Raw genomic sequence first — 22,859 nt, 5'->3', positions numbered from 1 at the left:
GCGCCGCGCCTCGGGCCAAATAAGAAACGCCGCGGACAAACAAGCGCCGCGGCGTTTCTTTTACGTCAACATCGTTCGCTCAGGCCGCAGCCACCACCCTGCGCGGCGACAGAACCGACACCGCGAAACTCACGGCGATATTGACCACCAGCGCGATCAGACCGATATACACCGGATAGACCGCATCGCCGAAATGCAGGGCGAACACCGGCTTGAGGCCTTGCGAAATCGCCAGTCCGGTTCCGAGCACGATCCCGGCCAGCCAGCCCATGAACAGGCCCGGCGTATTCAAACGACGCGTGTACAACGAGAACACGATCGCCGGGAAGATCTGCAGAATCCACACGCCGCCCAGCAGTTGCAGGTCGATCGCGTATTGCGTCGGCAGGAACACGATGAACAGCAGCGCACCGAACTTCACGACGAGCGAGACGATCTTCGCCGTGGAAGCCTCGCCTTCAGGCGAGATATTCGGCGAAACGAGCGGACGCCACAAATTGCGCGTGAACAGATTGGCCGCGCCGATCGACATGATCGCCGCGGGCACCAGCGCGCTGATCGCAATCGCCGCCGCCGCGAACCCGACGAACCACGACGGGAACAGCGTGTTGAACAGCGCCGGCACCATGTCCGAAGCCGACTTCACGTGCACGCCGGCCGCAATCGCCATGTAGCCGAGCAACGCGATCAGACCCAGCAGCAGCGTGTACGCCGGCAGGAAAATCGCGTTCTTGCGCACCGTATTCGCCGACGAGGACGACAGCACCGCCGTCATCGTATGCGGATACATGAACGCCGCCAGCGCCGAGCCCAAAGCCAGCGACGCATACGCGGTGAATTGCGTCGGCTTCAGAATGATGCCGGTCGCGCCGCCCTTGGCCTTGAAGTACGTATCGGCCGCGTCGAACACATGCGCGTAGCCGCCGAGCTTGGCCGGAATCAGCCACACCGCCGCGATCACGACGATGTAGATCATGATGTCCTTCACGAACGCGATCATCGCCGGCGCGCGCAGGCCGCTCGCATACGTGTACAGCGCGAGAATCACGAAGGCGACGATCAGCGGCATTTCGCCGGTCACGCCGAGCCCCTTGATCACGACCTGCATGCCCACCAGTTGCAGCGCGATATACGGCATGGTCGCGACAATGCCGGTGATCGCGACCGCCGCCGGGAACCACTTGCCGCCGTACTCGCCTTGCACGTAATCTGCTGCCGTGATGTGGTTTTTCGCGTGCGCGACCTTCCACAGTTTCGGCATCACCGCGAACACGAACGGATAGACGATGATCGTATACGGCAACGCAAAGAAGCCGTACGCGCCCACCGAATAAACCAGCGCGGGCACCGCGATCACCGTATAGGCGGTATAGAAGTCACCGCCCACGAGGAACCACGAAATGATCGTGCCGAACTGGCGGCCGCCGAGGCCCCACTCGTGCAATTGCGTCAGGTCACCCCGTTTCCAGCGCGCGGCAAAGAAACCGATCACGGTGACGAGAACGAAGAACGCGATAAAGACGGTCATCGCAACCGGATTGACAGGATTCGTATCGCTCATTTGACACCTCGGTACACGGCGTAAATCAGTAGCGAGGTCAACGGCACCCACAAGAACTGATACCAGTAGAAGAACGGAAAGCCGGCGAACGACGGACGGGTGTCGTTATAGAACGGCAGCCACAGCAATGCGATGTACGGGATCAGCAGGATTAGCCATAGCCATGAACGGCCGGCAGGTTGGGAGGTCTCCACAATCTTCTCCTAAGTCTATTATCGACACCGCGCGCCACGACTTGTGGCCAGCGCGCGGAAACCGGTTACCTGATATTGGTCAGCAGAACCGGAATGTGCGTTTCGCGCCGAGCAAACGCCCTCAAGGCGCACTACGCCGCGGGGATGTAGTATTCGCCTTCGTGAGCGTCCTCACAAGCGCGCAACTACGTAAGCCGGCTACGTAATACTACGTAGCCAGTCGCCCGTCTTTTCAACGATGAAACTCAAAGCCAAGATTGTCCTGCTGGCGATCGTGCCCTTTCTTGCCGCCATCGCGAGCATCGAAATCGGAGTGCGCCAGGAAGCCACGGCGCTCGCCGAGACGCAGCACGCGACCACCCAGGCCGCGTACATGGCCAGCAAGGAAATCGAACTCAAGCATTACGTCGAGCTCGCCACCACCGCGATTGCGCCGCTCTACAACGCCGGTCAGGACAATGCGCGCGACGACGCCATGCTGCGCACGCGCGCGCTCGACGTGCTGGAAAAAATGGACTTCGGCAAGGACGGCTACTTCTTCGTGTACGACATGCACGGCCGTTCGTTGATGCATCCGCGCGAACCCGACCTCGTCGGACGCGATCTCTCCGAACTGCGCGACTCACACGGCACGCTGACGATCCAGCAACTGCTCGCCGCGGCCTCGCGCGGCGGCGGCTACGTGCGCTACCTGTGGCATCGCCCGTCGACGGGCAAGGTGGCGTCGAAACTCGGCTACGTGGTGCCGCTGGAGCGCTGGGGCTGGATGATCGGCACCGGCATCTATCTCGACGACGTGGACAGCACCCTCGCGCATATCGACGAAGGCGCGGCCGCCAACATCGATCGTACGATGAAATGGATCGACGCGATCGCCGTGGCGGGACTCGCCGTGATCGCGCTGTGCGCGCTCGTGCTCAACGTCACCGAATATCGCAGTGCGGACGCCAAGCTGAAGCGGCTTGCGCAGCAGGTGGTGGAGTCGCAGGAAAACGAACGGGCGCGACTGTCGCGCGAACTGCACGACGGGATCAGCCAGATGATGGTCTCCGTGAAGCTGCTGCTCGAATCCGCGCTGGCGCGCTTCGAGCGCAGCGAAGTGCGCGTGCCCGCGGCAGAGGCCGCGCTGACCACGAGCCTTACGCGGCTTGGCGATACCTTGCGCGAAGTGCGGCGTATTTCTCACGCGCTGCGTCCGTCGATGCTGGACGATCTCGGCGTGGCGGCCGCGCTGGAACAACTCTCGCGCGAACTGAGCGAGCAGTCGGGCATCGAGATCGGCTTCACGCAGATCGCCCACACCCATGCCGCGGCTTTGCCGGACGCGGTCAACACCGTGCTGTTCCGGATCGCCCAGGAAGCGCTGACGAATATCGTGCGCCATGCGCAGGCGACGAGCGCGGCGCTCGCGCTGGAAATATCGAACGACGCCGTCACGCTGAACATCGCGGACAACGGACGCGGCTTCGACGTGGCGCATGCGTTCGTCGGCCGGCGCTCGGGCGTGGGTCTTCGCAATATGCGCGAACGGCTCGAAGCGCTGGGCGGCACGCTGTCGCTCAGTTCACAGGCCGGCCACACGCTCGTCACCGCACGCGTGCCGCTGGGATCGACCGAGCCGACATTGCCGGCCTTGCAGGAAACCTGACCATGAACGACGCCTCGCCCGACATTGCCCGTCTGATTCTCGTCGACGATCACCCGCTCGTGCGCGACGGTCTGCGTGCGCGGCTCGAAGCGGTGCGCAACCTCGAAGTGGTCGGCGAAGCGGGCAATGCGCAGGAAGCGCTCGCTCTCGCCGCGAGCGCGGAGCCTCATCTGGTGCTGATGGATGTCGGCATGAACGGGATGAACGGCATTGCGCTGGCCGGCATGTTTCACGAGCGCTTCCCGGCGATTCGCGTGCTCATGCTGTCGATGCACGACAATCTCGAGTACGTGACCCAGGCCGTGCGCGCTGGCGCACACGGCTACGTGCTCAAGGACTCGCCCGCCACCGAAATCATCCAGGCGATCGGCGCGGTGCTCGAAGGCAAGCAGTTTTTCAGTGCGGGACTGGGCGCGCGTCTGATTCAGGCCTCGGCGACGCAGTCGCCCGTCGAACGGCTCACGCCGCGCGAGCGCGACATTCTCGACGCGCTCGCGGAAGGCCTGTCGAGCAAGCAGATCGCGCAGCGCAACGATCTCTCCGTGCGTACGGTGGAAACCCATCGGCAGAATCTGAAGCGCAAGCTCGATATTGAAGGTCAGGCCGAATTGATCAAGTTCGCGGTCGAGAACCGGCGCACGAACCGTTGAAGACCTGACTGACGCCAGTCGGCGATCGCCGCATAATCAGCACTGCATCCACTCTAACCACTGCCGTCGTTCCGTCTAATCTACTCAACGCCCGCTACCTGGAGCTGATGAGGATGAAACGTTCGATTCCATTGCGGCTAGCGAGTCTGCTGATCTGTTTCGCCGCCGCTCACGCGCACGCCGAACCGGCGCGCGTCAATCGCGGCCACGATCCGTTCTTTCAGATTTCCAAAGCGATCGGCGACTGTCCCATGCCTTTGGGACCGCTCGAAACCGCGCAGGAATGGCTCGACGACAGTCATTACCGGATCGAACGCGGCAATAGTTGCTGGGTAGAAGGCCGCTGCCGTTTATCGAACGCCTATCTGTACGACGTGGAAATCGCCGACGCCGTGCAGCGGCGCCTCACCAACATCAATTTCGCCACGCACTGGCGCGAACAGTCGACGCTCTGGCTGACGCTGCAACGCCGCTTCATCTATGTGCAAGGCTGCGTCGCGCCCGGTTTCGACAAGCAGACCTTCCTCGCCGAACTCGCGAAAACCGCGGACGTCGAGCGCGTAATCGACGACACGACCGCCAACCCGCATGCCGCACAACTGCCCTACAAAACGCTTGCGAATCCGGACAAGCCGGTACGCGATCCAGGCAACTAGCCACATCAGCCGACGAGCGAAAGCAACGCGCGCGTGATATCCGGCATCACGGTTGAACGCCTATATCGGCAATCGAACATAGCAACGCAGAAATCGATCTTTGTGCGTTTTGGCGTCATTGTTACCATCGGCGGCCCGACATAATCCGGTCAACACAACAATGACAACACAACGATCGCACCGCCCTTCTCTTCGCCTTGGCATGATCGGAGTCGCCATCGCCAGCGTCGTCGCGCTCGCATCCTGCGGCGAAGACAATCTGCCTGGCCCGGCGCCCGCACCCGTCGTCGCCCAGAAGCGCCCGAACATTCTGTACATCATGGCCGACGACCTCGGCTATTCCGACATCCACGCGTTCGGCGGCGAAATCAACACACCCAACCTCGACGCGCTGGTGCAATCGGGCCGCATCCTGACGAATCACCATACCGGCACCGTCTGCGCGATCACACGTTCCATGCTGATTTCCGGCACCGACCACCATCTGGTCGGCGAAGGCACCATGGGTGTGCCGACCGATGAGCGCAAAGGGTTGCCGGGTTACGAGGGCTATCTGAACGACCGCGCGCTCTCCGTTGCGCAACTGCTGAAGGACGGCGGTTATCACACGTACATGGCGGGCAAATGGCATATAGGCTCGGGCATTGTCGGCAGCACGACGGGTGGCGGACAAACGCCTGACCAATGGGGCTTCGAACACAGCTACGCGCTGCTCGGCGGCGCAGCGACCAATCATTTCGCCCACGAACCGGCGAACTCGCAGAACTACACCGAAGACGGCAAATACGTGCAGCCCGGTCAACCAGGACAACCTGGCGGCGCGGGCGGCAGCCCCGCCGTGTTCTATTCGACCGACTTCTACACGCAGCGCCTGATCTCGTACATCGATTCGAACAAGGGTGACGGCAAACCGTTCTTCGCCTACGCGGCCTACACGTCGCCGCACTGGCCGCTGCAGGTACCCGAGCCTTATCTGCACAACTACGCCGGCAAATACGACGCCGGTTACGACGCGATCCGCAACGCGCGCATTGCACGGCAAAAAGCGCTCGGCATCATCCCGAACGACTTCGTGCCGTACGGCGGCGCGTCGGAAACACTCGTCGCGACCGCGGCCAGCGCGAACAACGGCACGGCGAACGCGAAGTACGTGAGCGCCGTGCATAGTGCGGCGCAAGGCTATACCGACTATGGCCCGGGCACGGTGAACAAAACGTGGGCGAGCCTCTCGCCCGCCGAGAAGAAAGCCCAGGCGCGTTATATGGAAATCTACGCGGGCATGGTCGAAAACCTCGACCACAACATCGGCCTGCTGATCCAGCATCTGAAGGATATCGGCGAGTACGACAACACCTTCATCATGTTCCAGTCGGATAACGGCGCGGAAGGCTGGCCGATCGATTCCGGCGCCGACCCGACCGCAACCGACACCGCCAACGCCGCCGACCCGGTCTATTCGGCACTCGGCACCGATAACGGCAAGCAGAACGCGCAACGTCTGCAATATGGCTTGCGTTGGGCCGAAGTGAGCGCGACGCCGTTCCGTCTGACCAAGGGCTATTCAGGCGAAGGCGGCGTCTCCACGCCGTTGATCGTCCATCTGCCGGGTCAGACTGCGCAGAAGCCGACACTGCGCGACTTCACGCACGTGACCGACAACACCGCGACGTTCCTCGCCGTCGCGCAGATTTCGCCGCCCACGCAGGCCGCGCCGCCGCTCATCAATACGCTGACCGGTGTCGATCAGAACAAGGGCAAGGTGGTTTACAACAATCGCTATGTGTATCCGGTCACCGGACAGTCCCTGCTGCCGCTCCTGAACGATCAGGCCACGAGTGCGGTGCACACCGCATCGTTCGGCGACGAAGCCTACGGCCGTGGCTATCTGCGCAGCGCCGACGGCCGCTGGAAAGCGTTGTGGACCGAACCGCCGCTCGGCCCTGTCGACGGTCACTGGCAACTGTTCGACATGAGCGCGGACCGTGGCGAAACGCAGGACGTGGCGACGCAGAATCCCTCGGTGATCGACGGTCTCGTGCAGCAGTGGAACACTTATATGAGCAGCGTCGGCGGTGTCGAGCCGTTGCGTCCGCGCGGTTACTACTGAGCACGCAATGACCGTCAGATTCAAGCTGAAAAGCAACGCCGCGCTGTACGGCGTCTACGCGGCGATCGCCACGGCCGCGTTCGCCGCCGCTTTCACCGCCGCGACGGCCGCCTCGGCGGTCTTTAGCGGCGGCAGTCAAGGCGCGTTCGACGACCTCAACAAGTCGCGCCCGCTGGCCGCGCTCGGCTCGGAGCAGCAATGCGAGCGCTACGCCGGCCTGCCGTCGCGCTGGCGCGACGATCCGAAAGCCGGCATGGTGCATCTGCACGGCGGCGACTTCGTATTCGGCAGCAAGCTCGGTTACGAAGACGAGCGTCCCGCGGGCGACGGCAAGACGCGCGTCGCCGGTTTCTGGATCGATCAGACCGATGTGACGAATGCCCAATTCACCGCATTCGTCAGGGCGACCGGCTATGTCAGCGACTCGGAACGTCAAGGCGGCGCCGTGGTGTTTCACACGGCGACCCGCGACGAGATGAACGCGCGCGATCTCGCATGGTGGACGTGGGTCAAAGGCGCCGCGTGGAATCATCCGGCCGGACCCGGCAGCACGCTCGAAGGCCGTATGAATCAGCCCGTGACGATGGTCACGCAAGCCGACGCGCTGGCCTACGCGCGCTGGCTAGGCCGCGATCTGCCCACCGAAGCCGAGTGGGAATACGCGGGCAAAGCGGGCCGCGAAGGCGCGGATCTCGACACGGCGCCACGCGACGAACACGGCAAGCCGAGCGCGAATTACTGGCAAGGCGTGTTTCCCGTGCTCAATACGAATGAGGACGGCCACGTCGGTCTCGCGCCCGTCGGCTGCTATGCCGCCAACGATTTCAAGCTCTACGACATGATCGGCAATGCATGGGAATGGACCAAGGATGTCTACACCGGTCCGCACCAGTCCCACACCAATGGCGACACCGCGGCGGTCGCGCCGCTCGGCCGCAAACATGACACGCCGATGGTCATCAAAGGCGGCTCGTTCCTGTGCTCGCGCGACTATTGCGTGCGCTACCGGGCGGCGTCGCGCGAACAGCAGGAAGCGGACTTGCCGGCGTCGCATATCGGTTTTCGCACGGTGTGGAGGGACGCGTCATGAAGTCACGGCTATTCGCGGCGGCCGTGTTGCTGGTTGCCGCTTCGATGGTTCAGCACGTGCAGGCCGCCGCCTCGCAAGTCATCAAGGTGGGGGTGAGTCCGGGCACGCACGCCGAGATCATGGACGAAGTGCGCCGCGTCGCGACCAGTCGCGGACTCACGCTCGATGTGGTCGTATTCGACCGGCCCGAGCGCATCGATGTCGCGCTCGCCGCGAAGCAGATCGATGCGGCGAGTTTCGAAGACGAACCGCGCTTCGATGCGCAGCGCAAACAGCATGGCTACGCGCTGTCGAGCGTTGCGACCACCGTGACGTTTCCCATCGCCTTGTACTCGCGCAAACTGAAGAACCTCGGCCAGTTGCAGCGCGGCGCAACGATCGCCATCCCCGCCGACCCTGAAGGCACGGCGCGCGCCTTGATCCTGCTGCAGAACTTCACGCTGCTGACGTTCAAGGACACGGCGGGCCTGCACGCGACGCTCGCCGACATCACGAGCAACCGGTTGAATCTGCAGATCCGTCAGGTGCAGCACGCAAGTCTGTTCGACACGCTGAACAGCGTGGCCTTCGCCGTGATCGACAGCGACGCCGCGGCGCGCGCGGGCCTTTACCCGGCGCGCGACAGCCTCGGTCTCGAAGATGCTCGCTCGCCCTATGCCAACGTGCTGACGGTGCGCGACGCCGACCGCACTCAGCCTTGGGTCGCGCAACTGGTGGCGGCTTACCATTCGAACGACGTCGCGCATTTCATTCTGACGCGCTATCAGGACTCGGTGCGCCGGCCGTGGTGAACGCTTTCTCGTTCGCGTGCACGGCGTGCGGCAAGTGCTGCAATAGTCCGCCGGCCATGTCCTTACCCGAGTTGTTCGGGCATCGCGACCGGTTCATCGGCTGCCTTGCGATCGGCCGTGTGCCGCGCAGGCGCCTGGGTGAGCGGGTGCGCGTCGGCCGGCACGAAACCGTGCTCGACGAGACCGATATCGCTGCTTTCGATTCGATCGCGGACACACTGCTCTATCGTGCCGGCGACACTTTCAGCATCATGACGCAGGGCTACGATTACCCTTCTCTGGCACGCTGTCCCGCGCTCGCTGATGATGGACGCTGTGCGATCCATCTGAGCGGCAAGCCGGTCACGTGCGAAGTGGTGCCGCTCGATCCGCTCGTGCCGGATAAGCTGCAACATCTGGTGCTGGCCGGGCGCAATCAGAGCGCTGCATACCTTGGCGCCGATTGCATTCAGGAAGGTCAACCTCCGGACGCCACGCTAATTATCGCGGCAGGCGAGATAAAAGACGCGAACGCGAGGGACGCTTTGGCGCGCCGCCGCCGCTCGCTCGAAAGAGAACGTGAAGTGTGGGGCCGCGCCGTATTCGAATCGCTGCGCAAAGACCTGTTTGACTCGCCCGCCGCTTTGGCGCGCATTCCCCAAGGCGGCTTTCTGACGATTTCGATCGTGCCGGCGCTATTGGTCGTGGCGAGTACTTCCGCGCGTTGCCGACAGTTATGCCTCGACTATATCGACAGTCAACTCGCGCTGATCGACCGCAGTATCGAGCAAGCGCTTTTGCGACGCCGGCTGGATGATCGTCCGGTGACACAGGAATTGCGCGGATTCGCTCATGCGTATCAACGCGCAAGAGCGCTTCTCGCCACACCGCTGCCGGCTATGGGATCGGAGAGCAGCGCGCCCTCTTCTTTGCCAACTACCGAAGCCTATCTCTCTGGCGCGGATCATTGATCAAAAGATTCGTCAGAGTTGCGTGTCTAGCAGCGGCACGAACTTCTCGATCAGCTTCTCAGTGAACGGCCGATGCATCCATGCTTCGAGCGTGATCTGTTGCGACTTTTTTATATCGTCGGCGAAAACGGCGGTTTGCTGCTTCGCGAAGTCGCGGTCGTAGATGTTCAGATTCGCTTCGTCGTTGAGCTTGAACGAACGGTTATCGAAATTGGTCGAGCCGACCGAAACCAGATATTCGTCCACTATCAGCAATTTGCAGTGAAACATGGTCGGCTGATACTCGTACATTTCCACGCCTGCTCTGAGCAGATCGCCCCAGCACGCGCGCGATGCTTCCCGCACGGTATGCGTGTCGATCTTTTTTCCGGGCATGATGATCTGCACTTTCACGCCGCGTTTCGCCGCCTCGACGATCGCGTTGATAGTCAGCTTGTCGGGAACGAAGTAGGCACTCGCCAGATGAATGGAGTGCGTGGCCGCCGTGATCGCCATCAGATACATCAACTGCATGTCGTCGCTGCCGCCCGAGGGCGAGCTGCTGAACATATGCGCGAGGCCATCGCCCATGGGTTCCACGTGGGGAAAATAGCCGGGACCGTGCAGCACATTGCCCGTTGCCTTGACCCAGTTGTCCATGAAGACGGCCTGCATGTGACCGACCACCGGACCCGCTACGCGGAAGTGCGTGTCGCGCCAATGCTTTTCATCTTGCGCGTGGCCGGTCCACTCCGACGCAATACCCACTCCACCCGTAAAGCCGATATGCCCGTCGATCACCAGCAGTTTGCGGTGTGTGCGATCGTTCATGCGGCCAAGGCCGGTCCAATGGGGCTTGTGATACTGAATCACTTCCGCGCCGGCATCGCGAAGCAAATCCAGATAGCGTTTGTCCATTTTCGACGAGCCGACCCAATCGAGCAGCACATGTACCGCGATGCCATCGCGCGCTTTATCCGCGAGTGCCTGCGCAATCTGCTCGCCTATTTCGCCGGACCAATAGATAAAGGTTTCAAACGTGATGGTTTGACGTGCGCAACGGATGCCTTCCAGCATGGAAGGAAATATTCCGTCGCCGTTGAGCAGCATCTCGAAGCGGTTGCCGGAGATGACGGGCGGCCCGAGCAACAGACCCATTGAACGAACGAATTGCGGATCGTCGCTCGCATAGAGACGTTCGATCTTATGTTCGATCTTCTTCTCGCCGCTCGATAAATTGGCAATCACCAATATGATAATGAGCGTGACAAAGGCGGTAATCGGAATCGTCAGCATGCGTGGCCTCAATGCCAGTCGGCGGGACGCTTTGCTTGCGCGTCCTGCGGTTTGACGAACACGCCGGACCTCGGCCCGGCTTTTACGATTAACGCAGGACGCATTGCGCGTGCCCGTGACAGGCCCGCACTTTGCTACTCGAGCTGATTATCTGACCAGCGAAAATGCTTCGCGGCTGGCTATTTCACCCGCGCCATACACGCCGACCACCGTATAGTCCGACGCCACGCATTCGAACGTGGACGCCTGAAACGTGATGACGAAATGGCGCTGCGCGGCTCCCGTCGATGCAACCGCCGCAAGCTCGGCGGCAAGCGACGAATTCATGACTTCATGAACCGAGTAAGCAGTGAGACCTTGCGAGGCGAGTGGATGAATCTCCAGATCGCTATCCCCGGGCGGCCCCAGCCGATGAAATACCGTGTCCGGAAACAGCACCGCGCAGAATGGGTCGTCGTCGGGATCGAATGGTCCGAACCGTTCAAAGTCGGATTCCGCAACCGGATAAGAGAGAATGACCCGGCGGTCACTCGCAACGATGAAAGGTTCGGCGGCGTCTTCCGCCGGATGAGGAACGGAGTCCAGCAGGACGACCTGGTCTTCCTGCTGGGGTGATTCAAGCGAACTGGTCATCTACTTCACGACTCCGTTGCGCTCATGCGCTGGCTGGCGCCGGCGCGGCTTGCGGTGCTGCCGCGGCACTCGTCGCGATCGCTTTTTTGGCTGCGGTCTTGCGGACCGGCGCTTTCCTGGCCGCCCTGGTCGCGACGCTCTTCTTCGCCGCCGGCTTCGCGGCGCCTTTCTTTGCCGCTACTTTCCTGGTTGCCGCGGTGGCTTTCTTTGCAACCGTCTTTTTGGCTGCCCCTGCCTTCTTTGCCACGACTTTTCGGGCCGCGGCTTTCTTGCTCACAACGCCGCTAGTTGCCGCCGACTTCACGTTGCTGGCTTTCTTTGCGGCCTGGTGACCGGCATCCGCCGCCGTTGCCGAAGCGCTATCGATCAGGAATCTGGTGCGGTCTTTAGCCGACGCGAGCCATGCCGGCGCCGGGCCGCGGCCGCTCCAGGTCGCGCCCGTTTTCGGATTGATGTACTTGGGCGGCTGCGCGCCTTTCGGCTGACCTTTGCTGGCTTTCGCATGGGTGACAATAGCCTTGGCCGCCGACTTCAATTCGCTCGCGCCTTCAACCAGGAACTGCGTGCGGTCTTTCACGCCGGCAATCCAGCCCGGCGCGCGGCCATGACCCGTCCAGGTCGCGCCGGTTTTATGGTCGCGGTACTTTGCTATTGCCTTACCGGAGCTCGCGGCTTTCGCCTTGCCGTTGCCATTCAGGCCTCTCGCGGCGCGCCGGGCTTTTGCCTGGGCTTCGATATCCGCGGTGGTCAGGCCATGCTTGAGCATCAGGTCACGAATCTGGTCGACCGCGACTTGTGCTTTCCTGGCAATAAGGACGTCAGCTTGCGCCTGAAGCTTTTTAAGCTTTGCTTGGATTTGCTCTAACGTGGGCATTTGATTGCTCCTTATGTGGTAATCGATCGAACTATGCCACGAATGACGCGAGAAAGGCAGATCGCGTGACTATAAAAACACGAGTTTGAGTCGATCATGCATCCGGTGGAGTACGAACTTTTCGGGTTCTTTACTCCGTTGCCACACTTTTTCCGTCTTTTCCTTTGCCATCCCCCTTCTCTTCTATTGTCTTTCCAATTGTTGGGTCGCCGATCACATCGGTGTAAACACGACGGCCTGAAAGGCGGCCGCTGTGCATCGCGGCATTAGTCGCTTCTACTATAGGCAAGCATTTGAAGATTCAAAGGACGGCAGTACATTTTTTACTGTTTGAGTACGTTTGCGTGCCGCCCGTTTTTATGAAAATACATTCGCCCGCCCACGAGATCCGGATTTCCCGAGATGCAATGCGCGCGCCGGAACCTCCGTAACCCCGCGTTACCAATCTCGCAGCGCTGTTTCACCTGTGTCCGGACCGCCCTTCTACACTCCGAACCGTACTCAGCAGCAAAGCTCTGTAAACCCGCAAGGGCGTACCTGAGGCAATCGGAAGCATCGCACTTCGATATGCAAGGAGAAGGCAAATGAACAAGAAGATCATGGGCGCGGTATTGGGTCTGGCAGTGTTGGCGGCATCGTCGGCTGCCTCGGCACACGTGGATGTGGCCGTCGGAGTGGGCATTCCAGTCGGCGTGGCTGCACCGCCGCCGCCCGTTTATGTCGCGCGTGGTCCGGCTGCGGTCCCGGTTGTCTACGGCGGTTATGGCGACTGGCGCGCACGCGAGTGGCGCGAGCGCCGTGAATGGCGGGAACGCGAATGGCGCCGCGAGCATTGGCGCGAACACGAATGGCCGGAACGGCACTGGGGCGGCTATTGAAATGAAGCAGAATAGCGCCACTTTAGAACACCCTAATTGAACGGTACTTTTCAGATGAAAGCTGGTTACATCAGAACCGCCCTCGCGGCGGTGGCGCTCACTTCAGCAGCGGTCGGCACGGCGAACGCGGCAGGCTGCATGAAGGGAGCGGTCGTAGGCGGAGTGGCGGGGCACTATGCCGGACACCACGCGGTGGTCGGCGCGGTCGGCGGCTGCCTGGTGGGGCGGCACATGGCCAAAAAACATGCGGAAGAACAGGCCGCGCAACGTCAGCAAGCCAAAGCGGAATAAGCCGGGTTCGGGGTGCTTGCGCCCCGTTCAGGCGATTCGCAATCCGTGCGTCGGCAGAATCTCCTGCGTGGTCACGAAGCGGTGCTGCTTGACCGCGTCGTGAAATAACCGGTAATCGCTTTTCTCGAAAGCGTCCGTCCACTCGGGCTTGTCTCCGGTGTCGTCGTCGAATTTCAAACCGGTGGCCAGGTACTTCCAGGAACCGGGACCTTTAGGCACATAGTCCGGAATCGACTCCTTCAAACCCGGAATGCCGCCGGCCTTCACGACGCGGCAAATGTGCCGCAGGCGTTCGTTGTCGTCCTCGAGCCGGTTCGTATTGAGCAGGTTCGTGAGCACGTCTCTCACGTCGTCCGGCATGCCGGGCACGTTCTCGAAATCTTGCCGCCCCGCCAGATAGGCGCGCACGGCGCGGCATGCCATCTCAGCCGCCTGCACGAATTCCGGCAGATTGTGGCGTTGGACGAACTCGTTTCTACCATCGATGTAATGCCATTTTGCCCACGGCTGGTCGGGATAATGCAAGGCGGCGCCATGACCGACGGGCAGCGCAACGGTCAGCACATCCTCCTCGATGTGTTCGATCAGGTGCTCGCTGGCGAGTCTGAGTTTGGCGAACCAGCCTTTGCGCGTACAGTCCTGAGCCTCCAGCAGATGAACCCGATTCCACGGACTTTCGATACCGGCGAACCCCTGATGCGCCCATGTATCGACGTACGTGTGAAGCGTCACCCCCAGCCGGTGCAGTCCTGTCTCGGTGTCCCGGCGCAGGATCGCGCGCCGCACCACTTCGCGCGCCACGGCGCTGTCCGGCCGGCACACGGCCTTTTCGTGCAATGTCGAGCCCTCGGCGGCCGGCAGGAAATGAAAGGGCGTCCACACCAGCCGGTTCTTGTCGTCCTCCGTGGTGGCGTAGTCGAATAACTTGTGCGCGGTGGCGAAGCGTTCGAACGTCTCGCCGCCCTTGAAGCGCAATATGCCCGCGGTCGTCGCATCGTCGACATACTGGCAGGCATGTGCCACGGTGATCGCGTCGGCGGGCGGCATGCCGGCCACGCGAGCGGCAATATAGACGACACCATAATGAAAGTCGATATTCATGGCAGGCGCTCCTGACGCGCGACGAATGACGACGGGGAATTCTGGACTGCGCGGCGAGGCGGATGCCGCGTCGGCGCGTGAGTAGATAGTAGACGACCGAACGCGCCAGGACTTTAAAAAACCGCTCGCCGCCCTGTTTCACGGCGAGTCCAGTGCGTGCCTGCCGCTCACTAAATAGACTTGTGACAACGAAGCGCCGTATTTTCCCGTTTTTATTATTTGCACTGTCCGGCGGCTCAGCTATGCTGTGTGCCATTGGAAACCATTCGTAATGCGAAAGGGCATAACCGGGCCGCACGACTCTCCCGTGCAAATCTTCGGGCAGGACACGCTAACTCAAAGGATATTTCCTATGAAACTTGGCAACTGGAAAGAAGGCGCAAGTCCGGAACGGCGCAAGCTGATTCGCAGCAAGCTTCATGTATTGCTGGCCACGATCGGCACCCTGGCGTCCGTCGTCGGGATCTGCGTGGCCATTAACGGCGGGCTGGAATTCAATCGCACCAAAGTTTTCATCGGAGTCGGCATTACCGTCGTCTCCACCATCGTTTATATCTCGATGCTTTTCGCGCCGTCCGACTGAAATCCGGCCTTCTTCTGTTGTCCAGAGGCGCCCCGGTGAGTCGGCGCTTACGACAGATGGGTGATTTTCAGGCGGCTATTCCAACGCGAGTTCAGGTACTCGAGCGCCAGCGCCCGATGGCAGTGGTGTGGTAAATGTTCACTGCAAAGCAGGCAAGCCGAGCGGAACTGGTCGACGTCCAGGTTGCTTTCCACCCGGCGCTTTGCGATCAGCTCGACGTAAGCCGCCGAGAAATCATCCCACGTCAGTTCTTTGGCCTTGAAGCGCTTGAACAAGTCGGGCTCCGGCGCCAGGTCGGGCATTTCCTCGTAAGCGGCGCCGCACAACTTGTCGAGAAAGAAGGGCAGATCCTGTTTCTTCGCAAAGCCCGCAAGTTGCGACGTGTTGCTCAGGCGGATGTCGAGCACCGTGCGCACCTCCGCGTTTTTCAGCAAATCGAAAAATTCCTGAGCCGTCTTGCCGGTAAATCCGATGGTGGCCACCTGCACGGCATTGTTTTCGCGTTTCATCACGGGAGTATCTGACAGTGGGCGGACGCAGTGCCCGAAAAAAGAAAAAGCCCCGCTGCGATATCCGGGGCGTGGTTTAGTCTCGGTTCACGTCGCGCTGGCTTACTTGACGATAGCCACCAGTTCGACCTCGAACGTCAGGTCGCTGTTCGGCGGAATCACGCCGACGCCGCGGTCGCCGTAAGCGGTCGCTGCCGGGCAGGTCAGTTTGGCCTTGCCGCCCACTTTCATCTTCTGCACACCTTGCGTCCAGCAGGGAATCACGCGGTTCAGCGGGAACGTGGCCGGGCCGCCGTGTTTCGCCGAGCTATCGAACTCGGTACCGTTGGCCAGCGTGCCACGGTAATTGACCTTCACGACGTCGTCGGCGGCAGGTTGGGCGCCATTGCCCTGCGTGAGGTGTTCAACCACTACGCCGGAAGGCAGTTTTTCGGTAGTGGGCGCGGCGGCCATTGCCGTCGATGACAGAAGAGCTGCTGCGACCAATGCAACGATAGATTTCAAAGCGAGTCTCCAGGTGGGTAGTGCGCCTCATTGTAACGGATCGCATGTGGCGCACCGGCGCGTTGCCGGCAGATGTCCCGAATCGGCTCGAGGCGCGCGTCGTTTGCATCGAACGCGTATTTCGCGGTGTTGCCGGCGATCAGGTCGGGTTCGTAGCCGCTCAGGAATTTCTCGGGAAAAACCACCAGTTTTGCGCCGAGGTCGGCGGTGAGAGCGGTCAATTCGACCGTTCAGGCGATGTTGGCCGTGACATCACCGGACACCGGTTGAGCTTGCGCAGCCGCGATTCGCAATGAGGTTTGCGGCAGCAATGCTTGTGTGTGATTCAACGCGCGCTCCGTGATGAATGAACCATTGCGATGCGCCCGCCTACGTTTAACCCCGAATATAGGCGGCCGAAGCCTCGGCATTTAAACACGAGCGGCACGCCGTGTGTAAGTGCGAAGATGCGTGGTGAACCACCTGTACGGTTTAGCGGTCCACATAGAAGATCCCCTCCTTCGAGTTTTTCGCCGTCACGCGAATCCGATGCTAAAGAGCGCCTTCGATGACCGAGCCGGCTGATTCCGACGAGACCACGACCCCGGCGTCTTCTGCTCAGCCGGCGCCGCGTCGCGCGCCCCGGCCGCGGCGCATTCCACGCAGCCGCGAGCAGCAGGCGCGGCTCGACGCGCGCGAGCCGGCGTTCGAGCCGCAGCCTTTTTCCATCGACGAAACCGCGGCACGGCGTCCCTTTGCCATGAAACTCGCCGAGTGGTTCGACGCGCGCCGTTGGCAGCCATTCGAATTTCAACGCGAGGTCTGGCAGGAAATCGGCCGCGGCGCGAGCGGTTTGCTGCACGCCACGACCGGCGCGGGGAAAACCTGGGCCGTCTGGTTCGGCGCGCTGGCCGCCTTCGCCGCTACGCCAACTACCCGCGGCCGCGCGCCCCGCACGCAGCCCGAGCCGCTCACCGTGCTATGGATCACGCCGATGCGCGCGCTCGCCGCGGACACCGCGCGCGCCTTGCAAAGTTCGGCGACGGAACTCGCCGCGCCGTGGAGCGTCGGGTTGCGCACCGGCGATACGTCGTCCGCGGAACGCGCGCGGCAGAACCGGCGCATGCCGTCGGCGCTGATCACGACGCCCGAAAGCCTATCGCTTATCCTGACCCGCCCTGATGCTCGCGACGTGCTGGCGCACGTGCGGCTGGCGATCGTCGACGAATGGCATGAGTTGCTCGGCAACAAGCGCGGCACGCAGACGCAACTCGCGCTCGCGCGTCTCGCACATTGGCGGCCTGAATTGCAGGTGTGGGGATTGTCGGCGACGCTCGGCAATCTGCCCTTCGCCGCCGATGTTCTGCTCGCGCCCGTGAAGACACCACGCGTGAGCGTGCATGGCGCGCTGCCTAAAGCACTGATCGTGGATACGGTGATTCCCGAGACCATCGAGCGGTTTCCGTGGGGCGGCCATGTGGGCATGCGCCAGGTCGGCGCCGTGGCCGAAGCGATCGGCGAAGCCCAGACTTCGCTCGTGTTTACCAACACACGCTCGCAATGCGAGGTCTGGTATCAGGCGCTGCTCGAAGCGCGGCCCGAATGGGCAGGGCTGATCGCGCTGCATCACGGCTCGCTCGATCAGGAAGTGCGCGAATGGGTCGAGCGTGGCCTCAAGAGCGGCTTGCTGAAAGTGGTTGTGTGTACATCGAGCCTCGATCTGGGCGTCGATTTCCTGCCGGTGGAGCGCGTGTTTCAGATCGGCTCGCCCAAGGGCGTCGCGCGATTGATGCAGCGCGCGGGCCGTTCGGGTCACGCGCCGGGGCGGCCGTCGCGCGTCACGATCGTGCCGACGCACGCGCTCGAACTGGTCGAAGCCGCCGCCGCGCGCGAGGCCGTCGAGAAGCGTCAGATAGAAGGCCGCGAAACGCCTGAGAAACCGTTCGACGTGCTGGTGCAGCATCTCGTCACGGTGGCGATCGGCGGCGGTTTCGACGCGCGTGAACTGTACGGCGAAATTCGCAGCACCTATGCCTACCGGCGACTGACGCAGGCGGAGTTCGACTGGGCGCTCGGCTTCGTCGAAGGAGGCGGCACGGCGTTGCGCGCCTATCCTGACTACCATCGCGTGGTGCGCGAAAGCGACGGGCTGTACCGCGTGCCGCGCGAGGATCTGGTGCGAAGGCATCGCAACAACATCGGCACGATCGTCGCGAACGGTACGTTGAATGTCGCTTATCTGTCGGGAGGACGGATCGGCGCGATCGAGGAATCGTTTATTTCGCGGCTGAAACCCGGCGATATTTTTACTTTCGGCGGACGTGCGCTCGAATTGATCCGCGTGCAGGATATGACCGCGTGGGTACGGCGCGCGACGTCATCGCGTGGAGCCATGCCGCAATGGGCGGGCAGCCGCATGCCGCTTTCCTCCGAACTCGCCGACGCCACGCTGACGATGCTCGCGCGCGCCGCCGGCGGCATCTACGACGAACCCGAAATGCGGGCCGTGCGGCCGCTGCTGGAATTGCAGCAGAAATGGTCGGCCTTGCCTGAGCCGGGCGTGCTGGTGGTGGAGTTGGTGAAATCGCGCGAAGGACACCATTTCTTTTGCTATCCGTTTGCGGGGCGTACGGCGCATATTGGTTTGGGTGCGTTACTCGCATGGCGCGTCGCACGCGAAAAGCCCGGCACTTTTTCCATTTCCATGAACGACTACGGCTTCGAGTTGTTGTCCGCGCAGCCATTCGACTGGGCTGCGCAACTCGAAAGTGGGTTGTTCTCGTCCGAAGAACTGGATCACGACATTCTCGCCAGTCTCAATTCTTCGGAACTCTCGATGCGGCGCTTTCGCGAGATTGCGCGCGTATCGGGACTGGTATTCCAGGGGCACCCCGGGCAGCAGAAAAGCGCGCGGCAATTGCAGGCGTCGAGCGGCCTCTTCTACGAAATCTTTCGCAATCACGACCGCGGCAATCTGCTGCTCAACCAGGCCGACGACGAAGTACTGCTGCAGGAACTCGACGCCCGGCGCATTCGCATTGCGCTCGAACGCATGAACGCGAGCCGCCTGGTCGTCACGCGACCGAAGAAGCCGACGCCATTTGCGTTTCCGTTGATCGTCGGACGCCTGCGGGAAAAGGTCAGTACTGAGAAGCTCGCGGACCGCGTCGAAAGGATGCTCGCCGAACTCGAGAAGGCGGCCCGCACATGAAGCCGGCTTCGTTGCCGGTGGAGATCGCCGGGCAGCCTCTCGTGCTGTCGAGCTTGCGTGCGATGTTCGATCCGGCGCTGCGTTGTCTGTTCGTCGCCGATGCGCATTTCGGCAAGGACGCGGTGTTTCGCGCACGCGGCGTTCCGGTGCCGATCGGTTCGACCACCGATAACCTGATGCGCCTGGATATTCTGATCGCCGAGTTTGAACCGGCCATGCTGGTGTTTCTCGGCGATCTGCTGCATGCGCGCGAGGCGCATGCCAGGGAGATACTCGACGCACTGCATGTCTGGCGCGCGCGGCATGCGGGGCTGCGGGTGGTGCTGGTCGAAGGCAATCACGACCGGCATGCGGGCGCGCTGCCGGCGACGCTCGACATCGAGTATGTGCAGGAGCCTTGGCGTCTCGGCCCGTGGGCATTGTGTCATCACCCGCAAAAGGTCGAGGGGGCGTATGCGCTCGCGGGGCATGTGCATCCGGTATATCGGATTGCGACGCGCAACGATTCGGTACGGGCTCCGTGTTTCCGGTTTGGGATGGCGTGCGGCGTGTTGCCTGCGTTTGGGAGTTTTACTGGAGGCGCGCGCGAGGATGGTCGCGTGGCTGGGGAGAAGGTTTTTCTGGTGGTGCAGGAGAGGGTGATCGAGGTGGTGTGATAAGGGACCCGTTCTGGTTTTTTGAGCGGGCAGCTCGTGGAGGTCGATGGTGGGAGCGAGCGGACGGTGGTCGTTCGCTCGCTCCGTTTGGCATCGGTAGGGAGGCCGGTCTCCCGGCCTCCTTCCGATGAGGGAGCTTCGCTCCGTTAGTGGCTGCCGCCGTTGCCGCCGCCGTGGCCTCCGCCGCCGTGGCCGCCGCCGTGCCCCGAGCCGAAGCCGCCGCCAAAGCCACCGCCGAAGCCACCGCCATGGCCTGAGCCGAAGCCGCCGCCGTGGCCTGAGCCGAAGCCGCCACCGAAGCCGCCGCCGTGGCCTTGGCCTCCGTTGCCTGCGCCTGGGCCGTTTCCGCCTTTACCGCCGTCGCCACCGTTCCCAGGGCCACCTGCGCCAGGTCCGTTGCCGCCCTTGCCGCCGTTGCCGGAGCCACCGTGGCCCGGGCCGCCCGGGCCATGGCCACCATCGCCGTGACCGCTAGCGCCGTGGCCGCCGTCGCCATGACCGCTGTCACCGTGACCCCCGTCTCCATGGCCACCATCGCCGTGACCGCCATCGCCATGTCCGCCAGCGCCGTGTCCGCCATCGCCGTGACCCCCATCTCCATGGCCGCCATCGCCGTGACCACCGTCACCATGGCCGCCATCGCCGTGGCCGCCATCGCCATGACCGCTAGCGCCGTGGCCGCCGTCACCATGACCGCTGTCACCGTGACCGCCATCTCCATGGCCACCGTCACCATGGCCACCATCACCGTGGCCACCATCGCCATGACCGCTAGCGCCGTGGCCGTCACCATGACCGCTGTCACCGTGACCGCCATCTCCATGGCCACCGTCACCATGGCCACCGTCACCATGGCCGCCATCTCCGTGGCCGCCATCTCCGTGACCACCATCACCGCGGCCACCATCGCCATGACCGCTAGCGCCGTGGCCGCCGTCGCCATGACCGCTGTCACCGTGACCCCCATCTCCATGGCCGCCATCTCCATGGCCGCCATCGCCGTGGCCACCATCGCCGTGGCCACCATCACCGTGGCCAGCATCACCGTGGCCACCATCACCGTGGCCGCTGTCACCGTGACCCCCATCTCCATGGCCGCCATTGCCGTGACCACCATCACCGTGGCCACCATCACCGTGGCCGCCATCGCCATGACCGCTAGCGCCATGGCCGCTAGCGCCATGGCCACCATCACCGTGGCCGCTGTCACCGTGACCCCCATCTCCATGGCCGCCATCGCCGTGACCACCGTCACCATGGCCGCCATCGCCGTGGCCGCCGTCGCCATGGCCACCATCACCGTGGCCGCCATCGCCATGGCCACCATCACCGTGGCCGCCATCGCCATGGCCACCATCACCGTGGCCGCCATCGCCATGGCCACCATCACCGTGGCCGCCATCGCCATGACCGCTAGCGCCATGGCCACCATCACTGTGGCCGCTGTCACCGTGACCCCCATCTCCATGGCCGCCATCGCCCTGACCACCGTCACCATGGCCGCCATCGCCGTGGCCGCCGTCGCCATGGCCACCATCACCGTGGCCGCCATCGCCATGACCGCTAGCGCCGTGGCCACCATCACCGTGGCCGCTGTCACCGTGACCCCCATCTCCATGGCCGCCATCGCCGTGACCACCGTCACCATGGCCACCATCTCCATGGCCACCATCTCCATGGCCACCATCTCCATGGCCGCCATCGCCGTGACCACCGTCACCATGGCCACCATCACCATGGCCACCATCTCCATGGCCGCCATCGCCGTGACCACCGTCACCATGGCCACCATCACCATGGCCACCATCTCCATGGCCGCCATCTCCATGGCCGCCATCGCCGTGACCACCGTCACCATGGCCACCGTCTCCATGATGGCCACCATCGCCATGCCCACCGTCGCCGCCACTGTTACTGCCATCCCCGCCGGTGCCGCCACCGTTACCGCCGTCGCCGCCTGTGCCGGTTCCGCCGCTACCCGTCCCGCCACTGCCAGTTCCACCACCGCCAGCCCCACCACCGCCAGCCCCACCACCGCCAGCCCCACCATCGCCAGCCCCACCACCGCCAGTCCCACCACCGCCCGAGCCCGTTCCTCCCTTACCACCGCCGCCATTGCCGCTACCCGTACTCCCGGCACCCAGCCCCGACGAGTTGGAACTAGTCCCGCCGTTCCCGCCACTCGCCCCGCTTCCGCCGCTAACACCATTCCCGCCGCCATTGCCCGCGGCCGCCGCTCCTGCCGACGAAGTTCCGTTGCCGCCGCTTTGCGAGCCCGCAGCGGATACCGCCCCCCCCGCCGCCGCGGCGATTCCAGTTCCACCACGTATCACGAGGTCACTGGTTTCCCGCTTGCAGCCAAGCGTGTCGAACATCGGGCAATCGATCGGCAGCGCCTGCGCCATCATCATCTTGTTCGCACTGACCGACGGCGAGGCGGACGCCGCCGGATTCGTTTGCGCACCCGCCATCGCCGCGTACAGACTCACAGCAACTGCGAATACCGCCCGGCGCGTCCCCAGCGCCAGCGCGTCCCCGTTCTGTTTTTTCATTTCATTCTCCTAACTATATGCCTTGAGCGACCGGCCCTGATAACAAGTGAATCTCTGTTCACCGTTAAAAATGAAACTTCAACGCCCAGCCGTCATCGCCTAACGTCACGCTAAAACCGCATGACGTCCGGCATCTCTCGGCGGAAAACCCCGGTCCGATTCAACG

22 protein-coding genes are annotated in these 22,859 nt (G+C 62.8%); 13 read left to right on the top strand and 9 right to left on the bottom strand.

What is annotated here, in order from left to right; translation table 11 throughout:
- Positions 1–79: 79 nt before the first annotated feature.
- Together mctP and RI103_RS23310 are read right to left on the bottom strand one after the other, a co-directional pair.
- Positions 80–1,561: a monocarboxylate uptake permease MctP gene (gene mctP, locus RI103_RS23315; RefSeq protein ID WP_310817904.1), complete on the bottom strand. Its 1,482-nt coding sequence runs from the start codon at positions 1,559–1,561 to the stop codon at positions 80–82.
- On the bottom strand, positions 1,558–1,755 hold the full coding sequence (locus RI103_RS23310) for a DUF3311 domain-containing protein (protein WP_310817902.1): 198 nt from the start codon (positions 1,753–1,755) through the stop codon (positions 1,558–1,560). The genes mctP and RI103_RS23310 overlap by 4 nt, the downstream gene beginning before the upstream one ends.
- Before the next feature lie 238 nt (positions 1,756–1,993).
- Between RI103_RS23310 and RI103_RS23305 the strand changes: the two genes are divergently transcribed.
- From RI103_RS23305 to RI103_RS23275, 7 genes are all read left to right on the top strand, one after another.
- A complete protein-coding gene (locus RI103_RS23305; RefSeq protein ID WP_310817901.1) occupies positions 1,994–3,403 on the top strand; it encodes a cache domain-containing protein in 1,410 nt (469 codons plus the stop codon).
- Positions 3,404–3,405: 2 nt separating this feature from the next.
- Positions 3,406–4,053, top strand: a complete 648-nt coding sequence (locus RI103_RS23300) for a response regulator transcription factor (RefSeq protein WP_310817899.1) — start codon at positions 3,406–3,408, stop codon at positions 4,051–4,053.
- A gap of 113 nt (positions 4,054–4,166) precedes the next feature.
- Complete coding sequence (locus RI103_RS23295; RefSeq protein WP_310817898.1) at positions 4,167–4,709, top strand: hypothetical protein; 543 nt, start codon at positions 4,167–4,169, stop codon at positions 4,707–4,709.
- 160 nt (positions 4,710–4,869) lie between these two features.
- Positions 4,870–6,816, top strand: coding sequence for an arylsulfatase (locus RI103_RS23290; protein WP_310817897.1), 1,947 nt, complete (start codon positions 4,870–4,872; stop codon positions 6,814–6,816).
- Positions 6,817–6,823: 7 nt separating this feature from the next.
- Positions 6,824–7,906, top strand: a complete 1,083-nt coding sequence (locus tag RI103_RS23285; protein WP_310817895.1) for a formylglycine-generating enzyme family protein — start codon at positions 6,824–6,826, stop codon at positions 7,904–7,906.
- Positions 7,903–8,697 (top strand): MetQ/NlpA family lipoprotein, encoded by a 795-nt coding sequence (locus RI103_RS23280; protein ID WP_409077022.1) that lies wholly within the window; start codon positions 7,903–7,905, stop codon positions 8,695–8,697. The genes RI103_RS23285 and RI103_RS23280 overlap by 4 nt, the downstream gene beginning before the upstream one ends.
- Entirely contained in the window at positions 8,691–9,647 is a 957-nt protein-coding gene (locus RI103_RS23275) for a hypothetical protein (RefSeq protein ID WP_310817894.1), read from the top strand. The genes RI103_RS23280 and RI103_RS23275 overlap by 7 nt, the downstream gene beginning before the upstream one ends.
- A 12-nt stretch (positions 9,648–9,659) precedes the next feature.
- Here the strand turns inward: RI103_RS23275 and cls are convergent, their stop codons facing one another.
- The 3 genes from cls to RI103_RS23260 form a co-directional block, all read right to left on the bottom strand.
- Positions 9,660–10,922 carry a cardiolipin synthase gene (gene cls / locus RI103_RS23270; RefSeq protein ID WP_310817893.1) on the bottom strand — a complete coding sequence of 421 codons (1,263 nt, stop codon included), beginning with the start codon at positions 10,920–10,922 and terminating at the stop codon, positions 9,660–9,662.
- Positions 10,923–11,069: 147 nt separating this feature from the next.
- A complete protein-coding gene (locus tag RI103_RS23265; protein WP_310817892.1) occupies positions 11,070–11,555 on the bottom strand; it encodes a hypothetical protein in 486 nt (161 codons plus the stop codon).
- 22 nt (positions 11,556–11,577) lie between these two features.
- The gene (locus RI103_RS23260; RefSeq protein WP_310817891.1) at positions 11,578–12,429 is read right to left on the bottom strand and encodes an H-NS family nucleoid-associated regulatory protein; all 852 of its coding nucleotides are present in this window, start codon (positions 12,427–12,429) and stop codon (positions 11,578–11,580) included.
- A 584-nt stretch (positions 12,430–13,013) separates the two neighbouring features.
- Here RI103_RS23260 and RI103_RS23255 point away from each other — a divergent pair.
- Positions 13,014–13,307 carry a hypothetical protein gene (locus tag RI103_RS23255; RefSeq protein ID WP_310817890.1) on the top strand — a complete coding sequence of 98 codons (294 nt, stop codon included), beginning with the start codon at positions 13,014–13,016 and terminating at the stop codon, positions 13,305–13,307.
- Between the two features lie 54 nt (positions 13,308–13,361).
- Positions 13,362–13,598, top strand: a complete 237-nt coding sequence (locus RI103_RS23250) for a hypothetical protein (RefSeq protein WP_310817888.1) — start codon at positions 13,362–13,364, stop codon at positions 13,596–13,598.
- A 27-nt stretch (positions 13,599–13,625) separates the two neighbouring features.
- Here RI103_RS23250 and RI103_RS23245 read toward each other — a convergent pair whose 3' ends face one another.
- The gene (locus tag RI103_RS23245; protein WP_310817886.1) at positions 13,626–14,699 is read right to left on the bottom strand and encodes a DUF6765 family protein; all 1,074 of its coding nucleotides are present in this window, start codon (positions 14,697–14,699) and stop codon (positions 13,626–13,628) included.
- A 352-nt stretch (positions 14,700–15,051) separates the two neighbouring features.
- Here RI103_RS23245 and RI103_RS23240 point away from each other — a divergent pair, with 352 nt between their 5' ends.
- A complete protein-coding gene (locus tag RI103_RS23240; RefSeq protein WP_310817885.1) occupies positions 15,052–15,282 on the top strand; it encodes a hypothetical protein in 231 nt (76 codons plus the stop codon).
- A gap of 47 nt (positions 15,283–15,329) precedes the next feature.
- Here the strand turns inward: RI103_RS23240 and RI103_RS23235 are convergent, their stop codons facing one another.
- From RI103_RS23235 to RI103_RS23225, 3 genes are all read right to left on the bottom strand, one after another.
- Positions 15,330–15,791: a DUF488 domain-containing protein gene (locus RI103_RS23235; protein WP_310818551.1), complete on the bottom strand. Its 462-nt coding sequence runs from the start codon at positions 15,789–15,791 to the stop codon at positions 15,330–15,332.
- A 102-nt stretch (positions 15,792–15,893) separates the two neighbouring features.
- Positions 15,894–16,295, bottom strand: coding sequence for an FKBP-type peptidyl-prolyl cis-trans isomerase (locus RI103_RS23230; protein ID WP_409077021.1), 402 nt, complete (start codon positions 16,293–16,295; stop codon positions 15,894–15,896).
- Positions 16,292–16,516 (bottom strand): hypothetical protein, encoded by a 225-nt coding sequence (locus RI103_RS23225; RefSeq protein WP_310817883.1) that lies wholly within the window; start codon positions 16,514–16,516, stop codon positions 16,292–16,294. The genes RI103_RS23230 and RI103_RS23225 overlap by 4 nt, the downstream gene beginning before the upstream one ends.
- A 326-nt stretch (positions 16,517–16,842) precedes the next feature.
- Between RI103_RS23225 and RI103_RS23220 the strand changes: the two genes are divergently transcribed.
- The 3 genes from RI103_RS23220 (at position 16,843) to RI103_RS23210 (ending at position 22,807) form a co-directional block, all read left to right on the top strand.
- Positions 16,843–19,485, top strand: a complete 2,643-nt coding sequence (locus tag RI103_RS23220) for a ligase-associated DNA damage response DEXH box helicase (RefSeq protein ID WP_310817881.1) — start codon at positions 16,843–16,845, stop codon at positions 19,483–19,485.
- Positions 19,482–20,141 (top strand): ligase-associated DNA damage response endonuclease PdeM, encoded by a 660-nt coding sequence (gene pdeM, locus RI103_RS23215; RefSeq protein WP_310817880.1) that lies wholly within the window; start codon positions 19,482–19,484, stop codon positions 20,139–20,141. Before RI103_RS23220 ends, pdeM begins: the two co-directional genes overlap by 4 nt.
- 308 nt (positions 20,142–20,449) lie before the next feature.
- The gene (locus RI103_RS23210; protein WP_310817879.1) at positions 20,450–22,807 is read left to right on the top strand and encodes a hypothetical protein; all 2,358 of its coding nucleotides are present in this window, start codon (positions 20,450–20,452) and stop codon (positions 22,805–22,807) included.
- Positions 22,808–22,859 lie beyond the last annotated feature (52 nt).

Origin of the sequence: Paraburkholderia sp. FT54, assembly GCF_031585635.1 — a bacterium.
Taxonomy (GTDB): domain Bacteria; phylum Pseudomonadota; class Gammaproteobacteria; order Burkholderiales; family Burkholderiaceae; genus Paraburkholderia.
The sequence above is the reverse complement of the archived record's forward strand: the minus strand, read 5'-3'. Positions and strand labels throughout refer to the sequence as shown.

Bases quoted from the DNA above. Each gene is read 5' to 3' on its own strand.
- RI103_RS23285 (WP_310817895.1), top strand. From the start codon at position 6,824: ATGACCGTCAGATTCAAGCTGAAAAGCAACGCCGCGCTGTACGGCGTC.
- RI103_RS23220 (WP_310817881.1), top strand. From the start codon at position 16,843: ATGACCGAGCCGGCTGATTCCGACGAGACCACGACCCCGGCGTCTTCT.
- RI103_RS23290 (WP_310817897.1), top strand. From the start codon at position 4,870: ATGACAACACAACGATCGCACCGCCCTTCTCTTCGCCTTGGCATGATC.
- pdeM (WP_310817880.1), top strand. From the start codon at position 19,482: ATGAAGCCGGCTTCGTTGCCGGTGGAGATCGCCGGGCAGCCTCTCGTG.
- RI103_RS23280 (WP_409077022.1), top strand. From the start codon at position 7,903: ATGAAGTCACGGCTATTCGCGGCGGCCGTGTTGCTGGTTGCCGCTTCG.
- mctP (WP_310817904.1), bottom strand. From the start codon at position 1,561: ATGAGCGATACGAATCCTGTCAATCCGGTTGCGATGACCGTCTTTATC.
- RI103_RS23235 (WP_310818551.1), bottom strand. From the start codon at position 15,791: ATGAAACGCGAAAACAATGCCGTGCAGGTGGCCACCATCGGATTTACC.
- RI103_RS23250 (WP_310817888.1), top strand. From the start codon at position 13,362: ATGAAAGCTGGTTACATCAGAACCGCCCTCGCGGCGGTGGCGCTCACT.
- cls (WP_310817893.1), bottom strand. From the start codon at position 10,922: ATGCTGACGATTCCGATTACCGCCTTTGTCACGCTCATTATCATATTG.
- RI103_RS23245 (WP_310817886.1), bottom strand. From the start codon at position 14,699: ATGAATATCGACTTTCATTATGGTGTCGTCTATATTGCCGCTCGCGTG.
- RI103_RS23240 (WP_310817885.1), top strand. From the start codon at position 15,052: ATGAAACTTGGCAACTGGAAAGAAGGCGCAAGTCCGGAACGGCGCAAG.
- RI103_RS23305 (WP_310817901.1), top strand. From the start codon at position 1,994: ATGAAACTCAAAGCCAAGATTGTCCTGCTGGCGATCGTGCCCTTTCTT.
- RI103_RS23265 (WP_310817892.1), bottom strand. From the start codon at position 11,555: ATGACCAGTTCGCTTGAATCACCCCAGCAGGAAGACCAGGTCGTCCTG.
- RI103_RS23300 (WP_310817899.1), top strand. From the start codon at position 3,406: ATGAACGACGCCTCGCCCGACATTGCCCGTCTGATTCTCGTCGACGAT.
- RI103_RS23260 (WP_310817891.1), bottom strand. From the start codon at position 12,429: ATGCCCACGTTAGAGCAAATCCAAGCAAAGCTTAAAAAGCTTCAGGCG.
- RI103_RS23255 (WP_310817890.1), top strand. From the start codon at position 13,014: ATGAACAAGAAGATCATGGGCGCGGTATTGGGTCTGGCAGTGTTGGCG.
- RI103_RS23295 (WP_310817898.1), top strand. From the start codon at position 4,167: ATGAAACGTTCGATTCCATTGCGGCTAGCGAGTCTGCTGATCTGTTTC.